At 62.0% G+C, this 12,721-nt stretch carries 11 protein-coding genes; 2 read left to right on the top strand and 9 right to left on the bottom strand.

Annotation, left to right across the window (positions count from 1 at the left end; translation table 11 throughout):
- Window positions 1-12 precede the first annotated feature (12 nt).
- Window positions 13-1,167, bottom strand: coding sequence for a DUF2242 domain-containing protein (locus G3N59_RS20055; protein ID WP_205984374.1), 1,155 nt, complete (start codon window positions 1,165-1,167; stop codon window positions 13-15).
- A 399-nt stretch (window positions 1,168-1,566) separates the two neighbouring features.
- On the bottom strand, window positions 1,567-2,721 hold the full coding sequence (locus G3N59_RS20050) for a branched-chain amino acid ABC transporter substrate-binding protein (RefSeq protein WP_205984468.1): 1,155 nt from the start codon (window positions 2,719-2,721) through the stop codon (window positions 1,567-1,569).
- Between the two features lie 416 nt (window positions 2,722-3,137).
- Between G3N59_RS20050 and G3N59_RS20045 the strand changes: the two genes are divergently transcribed.
- Window positions 3,138-3,809, top strand: coding sequence for a GntR family transcriptional regulator (locus G3N59_RS20045; protein ID WP_205984373.1), 672 nt, complete (start codon window positions 3,138-3,140; stop codon window positions 3,807-3,809).
- Window positions 3,810-3,925: 116 nt separating this feature from the next.
- Here G3N59_RS20045 and G3N59_RS20040 read toward each other — a convergent pair whose 3' ends face one another.
- The gene (locus G3N59_RS20040) at window positions 3,926-5,281 is read right to left on the bottom strand and encodes an APC family permease (protein ID WP_205984372.1); all 1,356 of its coding nucleotides are present in this window, start codon (window positions 5,279-5,281) and stop codon (window positions 3,926-3,928) included.
- Window positions 5,282-5,591: 310 nt separating this feature from the next.
- The gene (locus tag G3N59_RS20035; RefSeq protein ID WP_205984371.1) at window positions 5,592-6,422 is read right to left on the bottom strand and encodes a carbon-nitrogen hydrolase family protein; all 831 of its coding nucleotides are present in this window, start codon (window positions 6,420-6,422) and stop codon (window positions 5,592-5,594) included.
- Between the two features lie 208 nt (window positions 6,423-6,630).
- Here G3N59_RS20035 and G3N59_RS20030 point away from each other — a divergent pair, with 208 nt between their 5' ends.
- Entirely contained in the window at window positions 6,631-7,482 is an 852-nt protein-coding gene (locus G3N59_RS20030; protein ID WP_205984370.1) for a helix-turn-helix transcriptional regulator, read from the top strand.
- A 34-nt stretch (window positions 7,483-7,516) separates the two neighbouring features.
- Here G3N59_RS20030 and G3N59_RS20025 read toward each other — a convergent pair whose 3' ends face one another.
- From G3N59_RS20025 to G3N59_RS20005, 5 genes are all read right to left on the bottom strand, one after another.
- A complete protein-coding gene (locus G3N59_RS20025) occupies window positions 7,517-7,939 on the bottom strand; it encodes a rubredoxin (RefSeq protein WP_205984369.1) in 423 nt (140 codons plus the stop codon).
- A 57-nt stretch (window positions 7,940-7,996) separates the two neighbouring features.
- Window positions 7,997-8,128 (bottom strand): hypothetical protein, encoded by a 132-nt coding sequence (locus tag G3N59_RS37335; RefSeq protein WP_277397925.1) that lies wholly within the window; start codon window positions 8,126-8,128, stop codon window positions 7,997-7,999.
- A gap of 277 nt (window positions 8,129-8,405) precedes the next feature.
- Window positions 8,406-8,963: an FUSC family protein gene (locus G3N59_RS20020; RefSeq protein ID WP_205984368.1), complete on the bottom strand. Its 558-nt coding sequence runs from the start codon at window positions 8,961-8,963 to the stop codon at window positions 8,406-8,408.
- 102 nt (window positions 8,964-9,065) lie between these two features.
- Window positions 9,066-10,427 carry an aspartate aminotransferase family protein gene (locus G3N59_RS20015; RefSeq protein WP_205984367.1) on the bottom strand — a complete coding sequence of 454 codons (1,362 nt, stop codon included), beginning with the start codon at window positions 10,425-10,427 and terminating at the stop codon, window positions 9,066-9,068.
- Between the two features lie 1,033 nt (window positions 10,428-11,460).
- The gene (locus G3N59_RS20005) at window positions 11,461-12,696 is read right to left on the bottom strand and encodes an ATP-grasp domain-containing protein (RefSeq protein WP_205984365.1); all 1,236 of its coding nucleotides are present in this window, start codon (window positions 12,694-12,696) and stop codon (window positions 11,461-11,463) included.
- Window positions 12,697-12,721: the final 25 nt, after the last annotated feature.

The raw sequence follows: 12,721 nt of genomic DNA, 5'->3' as shown, positions 1-12,721 counted from the left end.
GCTGGAACGGCCTCAGGGCGAGGTCGTGGCGGTGGTCGTGACGCTCGAAGCCGCCGCCGCCGCCGCAGTCGTGGCGCTGGCGGTTGCGGGCGTTGAAGCGGCCGCGAGGGTTTCTGCGGCGCTGGCGGGCGCTGCTGCTGCCGCCTTCATGGGCGACGATGCCGCCGAAGCCGGCGCGGCTGCCGTAGCCGCTGCCGTAGTCGAGACACTCTGGCTCGCGCCTTGAACGGCAGCGGTAGCCGGCGCGCTGGCCGGGTTGGCGGCGCTGGCCACACCCACCGCACTCGCACCGCTTGCACCATTCGCACCGCTCGCCGTCGCTGCCACCGCAGCAGGCACGACCGGCGCGAGCAGCGTCGCCGTGGCGGCGGGCGCCACTGGCATCACCGCATGCACGTTGCTGGTCGGTTGCGTCGGCTGCATCGCGCTCAACACCGGCGTGGCCGCGAGCGAGTCCGGGTGAAGCGCCGCTGCGCCCGTTGCCGCAGCCGCCACGGCCGCGGCAGGGACGGCCGAGGTGCCCGGCGCCGCCACGCCAGGCGCACCGGAGTTAGCCAAAGCCGTGACCGGCTCCAGACCCGACGGCAGTGGCGTGATCTTGATCGATCCGCTACCCGGCACCGGTTCGCTCTTCGCGACCGTGTTCAGATACTTCGCGACCAGTTCGAAGAAACGCGTGTAGAACGCGCCCGACTGGATCGTCTCGCTCGACACCTTCACCATTTCGTCGCTATTCGAGCGGATCGGCAGCGACACCGACCCCAGAATCGACAAACCGACGCTCGCCGACGTATCGCTCTTCTTCAGCGCATAGCCGTTCTGCACGGCGTTCACGTAGACGATGCTGGTGTTGGTCGCGTCCGCCACGGTACAGACCACGTGCACTTCCACGACGATGTGCTGATCGCTGGTCGGCTGGAAGTTCTTGGTGGCGTCGACGGTGTCGTTGTGCGTCATCGTCGTCATGTAGCCCTGGCTCAGCAGTGCGCGGCGCGAGGCCTCGCAGGCATCGGCGCTGGCGTAGCTGAAGCTGCGCGAGAACGGGCTGGGCGCGCTGCTCAGCAACTGGTCATCCTGAAACTTGTTGGGTTTGGCGGATGAGCACGCGCCAAGAGCAGCAACGAGCGGAATCAGCAGGAACGGGGTAAGTCTGGAAAAACGGGGCATGTTCGGTGCAAACAGGACGGCGTTCGGGACACAAACACATATAACGAACGACCGGCAAACCAGTGGACGGCATGCATTGTAGTGCGGTTCGGGCTTGCACAACCGAACGCTCGTTTAACCCCGACCCTAAAAGGGCTCAAAGCCCCGTCTGACGGAGCATCGCGTATGGCGGCGAATTGCCGTCGCCGGAAGCGAAACCGCGCAAAAAAATTTTGATAGATCAAAAAAACGGACTCCCGCGTCGCGCGAGAGCCCGTGTCAACCCGGCGCGCGTGCCGGCGAGCGGAGAAGTGTGACCCGCCGGTTTGCGCGCCGCAGCCGGGTACCGCCGGCTGTCCCGTGTGCGCCGCGCGGCCCCGAAGGCGCGCGGCGTGAGCGTTCACTGACTTCGCGCTGGCTTTACTTCGTGCCGACCGTCGTGAGCGGCTGCCATTGGCCGTTGACGACCTTGTAGACCGTCACGCCGCCGTATTTCAGATCGCCGTACTGGTCGTAGCCGAGTTCGTTGGTGGTCACGCCCTTCATCGCCGTGCCCTTGAGCGAGGCCAGATAGATGTGCGGATCGGTCGAATTGGCCTTCTTCATGGCCGCGAACACCGCGCGCGTGCCGTCATAGGCGTACGGCGAATACAGCTCGACCGGCTTGTTGAAGCGCTTCGAATAGCGCTCGACATAGCTCTTGCCGCCCGGCATCTGGTCGAGCGGGCTGCCGCCCGACGAAGCCAGCGCGCCTTCGGCGGCCGGGCCGGCGATCTTGATCAGTTCGGCGGAATGCATCATGTCCGGGCCGATCAGCGTCGATTTGATTGCCAGCGATTTCATCTGCTTGAGCATCGGCGCGGCCTGCGTGTCGGCGCCCCCGTAGAAGATCGCGTCGGCGTCGGCCGACTTGATGTGCGTGAGGATCGAGCGGAAGTCGACGGCCTTGTCGTTGGTGAACTCCTGCGCGACCACCGTGCCGCCCGCCGCCTTGACGGCTTTGGCGAATTCCTCGGCGACGCCCTGGCCGTAAGCCGTGCGATCGTCGATCACGGCGAAGCGCTTGAGCTTCAGATCCTTCACGACGTAGGCGCCGAGCACGCTGCCCTGCTGCGCGTCGGAGGTCACGAGGCGGAAGGTCGTCGGCAGGCCCTGGCGCGTGTAGGCGGGCGCCGTGGCCGTGGCGATTTCGGGGATGCCGGCCTTGGCGTAGATCGGCGCGGCCGGGATGCTGGTGCCCGAGTTGAAGTGGCCGATCACGGCGGCGACGTTGTCATCGACGAGCTTTTGCGCGACGGTCGTGCCGGTGCGCGGGTCGGCCTGATCGTCGTAGGCGTCCAGCACGAAGTGCACGGGCTTGCCGCCGATGGTCGGGTTGGTGGCGTTTTCGTCCTCGATCGCCATTTCCACGCCGCTGCGGAAGTCCGCGCCGTAGTGGGCCTGGCCGCCGGTCAGCGGGGCCGCGAAGCCGATCTTCACATCGGTGGCCTGGGCGAACGCGCCGGCGCTCCAGAGGCCGGCCAGCGCCGCCAGCAGGGCGGGCGCGCGCAGGCTCGGGTTGCGGGTGGTGTTCATCGTATTGCTGCGGGTGTTGCGTGCCATCTTGGTTCTCTCCTCACGTTCTACGTTTTTCATGGCGCGAGCGGGCCCGCACCGCGTGCCGACACGCGGTGGACCTTCAAGCGCAGGGGTGAATCGACTGGAGCCGGGCAGCGTGCTCGACGCTGCGACCCTAAAACCGTTGCGCACGCAACGGCCTCGGGATGGCCGGGCGGATACGCTAAACTTGTTTGTTTTTCAGACGCTTACAACATCCCATAGGGTCTCCGGACAAGGATGCAGCAACAGTGAACGGACAGATTGACGGATACAACCGATCAAGCTGAATATCCATAACTGAGTGGATTGTATCCAATTCTGGCAGACGAAAAAAACGACGACAACAATTTTTCGTCGGCCTACGCTCGGCCGGCCAAAACGCTCACGAACACATGACGACAGTGCAGGGCAAGGAAGACCAACGATCGCTGCCTCAAACCATCCGCGATCAGTTGCGCGATGAGATCCTGCGCGGCGTGCTGCCGCCGGGCGCGCAGTTGCGCCAGGAGGGCCTGGCGGAGCGCTTCGGCGCGAGCCGCATTCCCGTGCGCGAGGCGCTGCGCCAGCTCGAAGCCGAAGGGCTCGTGAGCTATCAGCTCAACCGCGGCGCCGTGGTGATGGCGATGTCCACGCGCGAGATCTGCGAATTGCTCGACATCCGCGCGGCGCTGGAAACTTACGCGGCGAAGCTGGCGGTGCCGAATATGGTGGCCGCCGATATCGACGTGATGAAGCGCATCCTCGCCGCGTATGACGCCGCGACGTCGCCCGCCGACTGGGCCGAATACAACCGTCAGTTTCACCTCGCGCTGTGCGCGCCCGCGAACAATTCGCGGCTGCGCAAGATGATCGAGGAATACTGTTTGAGCACGACGAATCGCTATCCGCATCTGCGCATGTCGCTCGATACGGAAAAGGGCGACGTGCAGCGCGATCACTACGAGATCGTCGATGCCTGCAAGCGGCGCGCGGTGGATGACGTGGTCGCGTTGATCGAGCAGCATATTCTCGATACGAAACGCGAAGTGATGGCGGCGGCGCGGCTGGCGGGCTTATCGGATTGAGGTAGCGCGGCACGCGGCTTCGTTGCGCGTGCAACGAAAAACGGCGAACGCCCCTTGCGGGGCGTTCGCCGTTTTTTTATGTGTTGCGCGAGCCTGGCGCGCGGAAAACCTGCGGCTTAGACAGCCATTTCCGGCGGTGCGCGGCGGAAGCAGCGCGTGATCCAGCCGAGGTAGGCCAGACCCAGCACGAACCAGATCACGCCCAGCACGATCGCCGTCTTTTCGAGGCTGCACAGCAACCAGATGTCGGTGACCGCGCCGATCAGCGGGAACACCACGCCGCCCATGAAGCCGAAGCCGCGCGAACCGGCCGCGCCGTTGAAGTACTGGCGGATCACGCACAGGTTCACCGAGGTGAACGCGAGGAACGCGCCGAAGTTGATGAACGACGTGGACGTGGCGACATCGAGCTTCAGTGCGATCAGGCCGACGATACCGGCGATCACAATGTTGATTGCCGGCGTGCGAAAGCGCGGGTGAATGTAGCCGAAGATCGACTTGGGCAGCACTTCGTCGCGGCCCATCGCGTAGAGCAGTCGGCCAACGCTAGCCTGCGCCGAGATGCCCGAAGCGAATTGCGCGAGGATCAGGCCTGCGAGGAAGATCGTCACGAAGATATCGCCGCCCACCTTGCGGGCGATTTCGAACGCGGCCGAATCCGGGTCCTTGAACACGGCGCCGGGATGCGCGAGTTGCAGCGTGTACGCGGCGATCACGAAGATCGCGCCGCCCACCAGCGCGATCAGCACGATGGCGCGCGGGATGGTCTTTTCGGGCTCGATGGTTTCTTCGGTCAGCGTCGAAACCGCGTCGAAGCCGAGGTACGAATACGCAGCGATCGCGGCGCCCGCCATCGTCGCCGACAGCGGCACGTGCGGCTGGAAGAACGGCTGCGCGGTGAAGAGACCGCCAGGACCCGCAGCGGCCGAAGCGTAGTGGCAGCACAGCACGACGAACATCGCGGCGATACCGAGTTGCACGACCATCAGCACGATGTTGAAGCGTGCGGCCAGTTCGATGCCGAGCACGTTCAGGCCGCTCGTCAGCACGATGAACGCAACGATCCAGACCCACGCGGGCACGCTCGGGAACGCGGCGCCCAGATAGGCCGCGCCGATCAGCCAGATCACCATCGGCAGGAAGAAGTAGTCGAGCAGCGTGGCCCAACCGATCATGAAGCCCATGTGCGAGTTGAAGCTTTTGCGCGTGTAGGTGTAGGCGGAACCGGCCACCGGGAACAGACGCGCAAGCTTGCCGTAGCTCAGTGCCGTGAAGACGATGGCGACGAGCGCGATCAGGTAAGCGAGCGCGGCCGTGTCCTGGCTTGCACCGGCGAGCACGCCGTAGGTGCCGTAGACGATCAGCGGCGCCATGTAGGCGAGGCCGAACAGCAGCACGGAAGGCAGGCCGAGCGTGCGCTTGAGATGCGGTTCTCGTGCGCCGCTGGCGGCGGGCGGTGAAGATGGCTTCATGATGCAGGTGTCTCCAAAGTGCAGCGGGTGTGGGTTGCGCGAACCCGCGCGGCCTGTTTCGAGGCACGGCCGGGCGAATCCGTGTGCAAACGTGTGGCGCGCATTCTCCCTGCGTGGCGCGCCGGTCCTTCAATTCGACTTCGCGATTCGTTTCGGGGTCCGAATCACTGAGATTCGCTTGATCTGCCATCGCGAGCCCTGTCTTTCGACAAAGCCGGCGATGCGGCAATCAGCGGTTCAATACTGCGGGGGACCGGACCGGCCGGCACACATAGCGTGCTGTCGATCCGGGATAAAGCGATTACGGCGATTAACGCGCGCGTGCACGGATATTGAGCGAGCGGCGGCCTTGCGCGTCGTTTTCATCGGCGAGATTCAGCGCGATGCGCGCGTCATGCAGATAGCTGTAGTGCTCGCGGCTTTGCGCCAGCAGCGCGCGATCCACGGTCACGGGCAGCACGGCGTCTTCGCCCTTGAGTTCGGCCAGCACGTCGCCGAACGGGCTCACGAGCGCCGATTCGCCGGGGAACGTGAGGTTGTCGTCGCCATCGCCGATACGGTTCACGAGCGCCGCGAACATCTGGTTTTCCTGCGCGCGCGCGACGATCGCGCGGCGATGCACCGGACCGAACGGGTCCATGTTGCCGTTGGTGACGATCAGCATTTCGGCGCCGAGCGAGCCGACCGCACGCGCGGTCTCGGGGAACTCGATGTCGTAGCAGATCAGCAGACCGACGGTCATGCCCTTGAATTCGCAGACTTCGTAGCGATCGCCGGGCGTGAAAACGCCCACGTCCGTGGCCCACAGGTGCGTCTTGCGATAGCGCAGGGCGATGTCGCCGCGCTCGTCGATCAGCACCGTGGTGTTGTAGAAATGATCGCCGTCGCGTTCGGCGAGGCCCACGGCGACAGCCATGCTGGCGGCGCGCGCGGCGTCGCGCACGGCGGTGAGCGACGGGCCGGACAGCGTTTCGGCGATATCGCGCACGTTCTCGCGCGTGGGAAAGCCGGTGAGGGTGGCTTCGGGGAAGACCATCAGGTCGGTGCCCGCGCGGCGCTGGCCGATCGCGTCGATCGTGCGCGTCAGGTTCGGGGCGACGGCGCCGTCCACGAGGGGAATCTGCGCGAGTTCGAGTTGCATGTCTGTCTCCTGTCGACCGCCGCCGGCGCGTTCTTGCGCGCCGGATGCGGTCCCATACATCGTAAAAAGCGACTCAATCTATCAGGCTGGCGGCGGTGTTGCCTGGCTATTGCTTATTTGTGGCCGCGCCAGCGTCTGGAGCGGCTATTATCACCACGTTATTTTTGTCCAGGAATTACCCAGCAGGGGTACCCTGATCGGAGGAACCATGGAACACGACTGGCAGGACCGCGCGTTCCATCATCACATCGCGACGCTGATCGACGCCCTCGACGGCCCCGATTTCTGGACCCGCACGACGCGCGTCATCGAACGTTTCGCCGCCTTCGACAACTGGGTCGCGCTGGTCTTCGTGCGCGACCGCGCACCGCTCGTCTGCGCCGAGTCGCCGATGCCCGACGGCACCGTGGATCGCTTGTTCCGCGCGTATCTGGAGGGGATGTACCAGCTCGATCCGTTCTATATCAACGCATGCGAAAGACCGCGCGCGGGGCTGGTGACGCTGGCCGAAGTCGCGCCCGATAACTTCCGCATGACGGACTACTATCAGCGCTATTTCAAGAGCAACATCATCGGCGATGAAGTGCAGTTCAACGTGCCGTTCGACGCGCAGCGCACGCTGATTTTTTCGCTGGGTGCAAAGCACCATTACACGGAGCGCGATATTGCGCAGTTCGCATTGTTCGCGCCGTGGGTGATCGCGCTGATGCGCCAGCGGCTCGCTTACGAGCCGTTGATCGCGAGCGATACGATGACGGAAGTGCCGCAGTCCGAGGCGGTGGAGGCGAGCGCGGCCGGGGCGCTGCACGAGATCGACAGTGCGAGCCGTTTCGAGGCGGTCACGCAGCAAAGCGGACGCACGCCGCTGACGGCGCGCGAAATCGAGGTGGTGCGGCAGAGTTTGTCGGGCTTTTCGACGCGCGCGATCGCCGAACGGCTCGAAATCTCGTTCGAAACCGTGCGGGCGCACAAAAAGCACATTTACGCGAAGTTAGGCGTGAGTTCGCAGTCGGAACTGTTCGCGTTGTTCTACGAGCCGCGTGGGCGCGAGGGCGGCTGAGCGCCCTGCGGTTTTGCTGCGACGGTGCGCTGAATCAGAACTCGACGAGCGCGAAGTCTTCCTTACCCACGTCGCACAGCGGGCAGCGCCAGTCTTCGGGCACGTCGGCCCAGCGCGTGCCGGGTGCGAGGCCGTCATCGGGCGCGCCGGTCGCTTCGTCGTAGACCCAGCCGCAGATCACGCAGACCCATTGCTTGAAGGCTGCATCGTCGGCTGCGGTTTTTGCGGCTTCGGCTTCGGTCGCTGGTGCAGCCGTGGCCGGCGTTTCGCGCGGCGTGTCGAGCGCGACGACCAGCGGCGCCGACGTGCTTTCGCGCGCGGCGAGCTTCGTCTGCAAGGTGTCGAGCAGCGCAGCGGCTTCTTCGGCAGTGAGGTCGATCCAGTAGGGATCGCCTGCGCCGTCATTCAGACGCTCGGGGGAGAACTGGATTTCGAGGGCGACGCCTTTCTTGTACATAAACGGAAAAACAGGTGGCCAGGCGTCCCGCGCGGCGTGGTGTCGTCGTCTGGTCGCTTAGACGAAGAGACGGAGCACCAGCGAAGCCGCGATGCCACCGAAGGCGATCAGCGCAAGCATTTGCAGCAGCGTAATGGTCTTGCGCGGCGCAGCGTTCGTGGCGGGGACAGATTGGGGAGTCGTATTCATGGCGTGCGGCGTCGCGAAAAGCGTGTCGTTGGATCTCGTGCGCCAGGATTGGCGCGGCCGAGGAGTGTCGCACGATTTCGCGTTGGCGGGGGGCGTTTCGACGCTGCCCGCGCGCACCAGCCGCACCCGGCGATACCATTGCGCACGCCCGGATCGGGCGCTGTCGCATGGCGTGCGTCATTATCGCCGCTATTGCGCAGATCATTGCGCAGCAGCGGGAGATGGATTATTTCGCGAGGGTTGAGAGCGATAAAAAGCGCCGGATGAAAACGGCATCCTACCCATGCAACCACCGCCGCTCCACAAACGAAAACACCCAGCACACCGGCAGCGCGCACGCCATGCCGATGGCCACCTCCGCCACGCGGAACAGCGCGACGTCCCATACCGGGCCTTGCGTGGGCACGAGCAGCACGATGGTGGTCGTGATCGCACCCAGCCGCGCGGCCGTACTCACCCGCAGACACCAGCACGCGACGATCACCACGGCCACGGCCGCCAGATACGCCGGGATATTTTCCGCGCCCAGAGTCGCCGCCGCGAAGCCGACAATCCCGCCCGCAATCGCGCCGATGAACTGGTCGCGCGACTGCGAGAGCGTGTCGGCGTAATCGTGCTGCGTGACGGCGATGGCGGTGATCGCGGCCCAGAACGCCTGCTCGGTATGCAGGGCGCGGCCGATGCTGTAAGCGAGGCCCGCGCCGCACACGGCGCGCAGCGCCATCAAGGCGCCCTGCGCGGCGCGGCTTTTGAGCGGCAGGCGCTTGAGCGCACCCAGCGCCGCCTGCTGTAGCGAAGTGAGGTAAGCGTAAAGGTTGTCTTGCGGATCGTGCATCGGTTGCAGGCGGCCTGGAAAACGTATTCAAAAGCACGGCGCGCGCGCCGTCAGGCCGTCAAGCATATCAAGCGCGCCTTACCATTCGATGCCTGGCGCGCACTAGCCGCAAAGCTCCGCAAGACAGGCATCGAACGCGCCGAGCAGACGATCGACATCGGCTTCGCTTGTGTCCGGGCACACCAGCATCATGTTGTGGAACGGCGTGATCAGCACGCCGCGATTAAGCAGATACAGGTGGATAACGTGTTCGAGTTCGTCGTCCATCGCGGCGCGCGCTTCGGTGCCGTTACGCGGGGGTGTGGCGCAGAACTGGAATTCGCTGCGCGCGCCCACGCGTGTGACGCACCAGGGCAGATCGTGGCGCGCGATCGTGGATGTGAGGCCGCTCGCGAGCCGTTCGGAGAGCGCGAACATGTGCGCGTAGGCTGCTTCCGTCATGACTTCGTCGAGCGTCGCGCGCATTGCGCTCATCGACAGCGCATTGGCCGTGAGCGTCGTGCCGATGCCCGAATGGCCCGGCGGCGCGTCGAGCTTCGCTTTCTGCGCGCGTGCAGCCAGTTCCGCCGAGAAACCATAAACGGCGCAAGGCACACCGCCGCCCACCGGCTTGCCGAGCACGAAGAGATCGGCTTCGATACCGTGCGCACGTGCATAACCGCGCGGGCCGCTGCTGATGGTGTGGGTTTCGTCGATCAGCAGCAGCGTACCGTGGCGTTTGATGAGCGCCTGGGCCTCGCGCCAGAAGCCCGCTTCCGGCAACACCATGCCGACGTTGGTCATGGCCGGTTCGGCCAGCACGCAGGCGACTTCGCCATCGGTAAGCGCTTGTTCCAGCGCGGCGAGATCGTTGAATTCCACCGCGCGCGTGTGCGGCAGCAGGTCGTGCACCTGGCCGAGCAGGCTCGCGCGCTGCGTGGGCACGCCATCGACGAGATCGACGAATACGTCGTCCACCGTGCCGTGATAGCAGCCGTTGAACACGACGATCTTCTGCCGCCCAGTGGCCGCGCGCGCCCAGCGCAGCGCGAACCGATTGGCGTCGCTCGCAGTCATGGCGAACTGCCAGTAGGGCAGGCCGAAGCGTTGCGCGAGCGCGGCACCCACGGCCACGGCGTCTTCGCCGGGCAGCATGGTGGTGAAGCCGCGTTGCGCCTGCTGCGCGAGTGCCTGCGCGACGGCCTGCGGTGCGTGGCCGAACATCGCGCCCGTGTCGCCCAGGCAAAAGTCGACGTAGCGATGACCGTCCACGTCGCTGAAGGCCGCGCCACGCGCGCGATCGACATAGAGCGAGAACGGCGTGGACCAGTCGTTCATCCAGTGCAGCGGCACGCCGAACAGCAGATGCTGCGCAGCCCGCGCGGAGAGCGCCTGCGATTTCGGGCGCGCGGCAATAAAGGCGTTGCGCTCGCGTGCGAGGACGCGTTGCGCGCGTTCCCGGTTCACGCCTTGACGGTCTGGCATGCGTACCTCCTTTCGATTTGATCAAATCTTCGCATGGCCAAGTATGGAAGTAAATTTGATCGAATACCAAAGGATACAAGTAATGCGATGCTACTTTAGAAATCGGAAATGCAGGCTGGACAAAATCAGCTCGTCACATTCGCTCGCTGAGCCTCTGAATATCTGTCAACGACGAGCGCTGAGCCTATACAAAGTGTAGCGCTGAATATCTGTATTGGATTTAGCGCCTCTCCCAAGAGCAAGCATGAAATGCTGATGGATGCGATCGGTTCCAAATATTGCGATGTCACAGCGAAGATTGGTGTGTGCCTGAGTGCGAAAGAAAACAGCGCGTAGCCGAAAGGGACGACTATGCCGAGTGTCACCGGGAAAACAATTGCCGTGCGAGGTATTGCCGTGATCTCCCGATCCAAGATAATCCATAGGAATACTGAGGATGCGAGTCCAAATAGATTCATGATCTGCGCAACTTCAATATCACTGAATTCCTTCTGTATTCGATGAATAAACACAGTGTAATACGCCCAGCACACCATCCCGCCGAGCATAGACATTGCGCCTAGAAGGGGAATCTGACCGGTTGACTCGCGTCCACTCCATATAAAAGCGCACAATGCTACGACGCAAACTCCTGTCGCAGCCCAGGCGCGCCGAGCCATGGGAAGCCGAAGCAATACAATTGTCAGGACGGGAGTGGCAGAAAAAAAGACAACATAAACGCTCGCCGGAATATCCTCCAGCGCAAGTGCCTGCAGTACGTAAATAAGTGTACTTGTGAGTGCAATTTTCAGCCATATTGTTAGATTAAGCCGATGGGCCTTACGGTAAATTGAACGTATGCAATGACTGAGTATCAGTGTTGATACTGAAAATCGAAAAATCAAAAATGGAAATAATGGTATGGTATGTAGGCTTGATTTTATTAGATACGGCAATATGGCCCATATGAGGACTGATACGATTGCGGCAACATAAGCCAAGCCAAAGTACATTCGGAAATTCCCTTGTGCTGGTGTCTGCATGATGGTCGAAATCAGACAAAACGAATGCTCTGATCTATGTCGCTCAGGCGACGTTCGAGGGCTCCATGATCACGATCCGTAGCAATGACATACCCGATTCGACCTAAGGAACTTTCCGCCGGAGGTATATTTTGGCCAGCCGGAATATCAATGTAAAATTCACGAAGTTCGGGCCATTGATACAAAGGGCGCTCATAATCAGCAATTCGGTAACGGCTCAAACCTGGTCGGATAAAATAGCGGATTCCGCAATACTGATGATCCCGCATAGCTTCAAGTTGGCGTGCAACGACATCTTTGTCGCCGAGGTAGCAGGCTACGGATGTGCGGTAGAGGTCTATGTTTTTTGCGTAGAAGACCAGATCGCAAATATGGTCTCCGCCGAGCCTTGCGCCTATTTCTATAAAAACTGGTCCTTGTTCGTTGACCCTGATTTCGCAATGAAATGGCCCTACGGTAATACGGAGTGCGCGTACGACTGAAGATACATAGTCCTCAATGGTTTGACGGGAGCCTTCCTCAATCAGTGCAGGAGTAATATGGCCTGTCTCGACGAAGTGAGGTTCCGCCCCTAAGAATTTGTCTGTAATGGCGACAATATTCACGTTTCCAGACAGCACGAAACCTTCAACGCTGAACTCTCGCCCTTTTACATATTCTTCGAGTATTGCCTGTTTTAGCGGCGGCATACCGTATTCGCTAAAGCTTTCTTCGCAGATCGTCTTAAGTGCGGAAGCAAGTGCGATTTCGTCGTCAACTCGGCGCACCATAAGACTTCCCGACCACGCGACAGGTTTGATCACGAGGGGGAAGCCTATCTCGCGTCCTACCATCAATCCTTCCTGGACTGTAGTCACCGTCGCAAAACGCGGCGACCTCAGTCCCGCATTGGCAATGACAGTGCGCATTCGATGCTTGTGCCGAACATTGAGTGCTGTCTCGCGATCCAAGCCAGGCGTGCCAAATGCCTCGTTCAACTCTGCCGCAAGTGGAATATAGTATTCAAATCCGGGAATAATTGCATCGATTTGGATTCTTTTTTTAAGATCTTGGACCACCAGGAGAGAGGCCGCGTAGTTGTTGGTGTCAACTAAGTGAACTTCATCTGCATTCGCGAGAATACTTTTGTCAATTTTTCGATCATCACGATTGGCGGTTAAAACGATTGGGCTGTGGCCTAGTTGCCTGCAAGCGTCAATAAGTTTTGTGCCTGACGAAGATGGTTCAATGATTAAAATTTTTTTCATGGCTACATATCATCGAGCAGCTTTT

The organism is Paraburkholderia sp. Ac-20340 (assembly GCF_017104965.1).
GTDB lineage: Bacteria > Pseudomonadota > Gammaproteobacteria > Burkholderiales > Burkholderiaceae > Paraburkholderia.
This window is presented reverse-complemented; position numbering and strand designations above follow the sequence as displayed.

Excerpts from the sequence above, each read along its gene's own strand:
- G3N59_RS20025 (WP_205984369.1), bottom strand. The coding sequence starts at position 7,939 with ATGTACAAGAAAGGCGTCGCCCTCGAAATCCAGTTCTCCCCCGAGCGT.
- G3N59_RS20020 (WP_205984368.1), bottom strand. The coding sequence starts at position 8,963 with ATGCACGATCCGCAAGACAACCTTTACGCTTACCTCACTTCGCTACAG.
- G3N59_RS20055 (WP_205984374.1), bottom strand. The coding sequence starts at position 1,167 with ATGCCCCGTTTTTCCAGACTTACCCCGTTCCTGCTGATTCCGCTCGTT.
- G3N59_RS37335 (WP_277397925.1), bottom strand. The coding sequence starts at position 8,128 with ATGAATACGACTCCCCAATCTGTCCCCGCCACGAACGCTGCGCCGCGC.
- G3N59_RS20040 (WP_205984372.1), bottom strand. The coding sequence starts at position 5,281 with ATGAAGCCATCTTCACCGCCCGCCGCCAGCGGCGCACGAGAACCGCAT.
- G3N59_RS20005 (WP_205984365.1), bottom strand. The coding sequence starts at position 12,696 with ATGAAAAAAATTTTAATCATTGAACCATCTTCGTCAGGCACAAAACTT.
- G3N59_RS20045 (WP_205984373.1), top strand. The coding sequence starts at position 3,138 with ATGACGACAGTGCAGGGCAAGGAAGACCAACGATCGCTGCCTCAAACC.
- G3N59_RS20015 (WP_205984367.1), bottom strand. The coding sequence starts at position 10,427 with ATGCCAGACCGTCAAGGCGTGAACCGGGAACGCGCGCAACGCGTCCTC.
- G3N59_RS20035 (WP_205984371.1), bottom strand. The coding sequence starts at position 6,422 with ATGCAACTCGAACTCGCGCAGATTCCCCTCGTGGACGGCGCCGTCGCC.
- G3N59_RS20030 (WP_205984370.1), top strand. The coding sequence starts at position 6,631 with ATGGAACACGACTGGCAGGACCGCGCGTTCCATCATCACATCGCGACG.
- G3N59_RS20050 (WP_205984468.1), bottom strand. The coding sequence starts at position 2,721 with ATGAACACCACCCGCAACCCGAGCCTGCGCGCGCCCGCCCTGCTGGCG.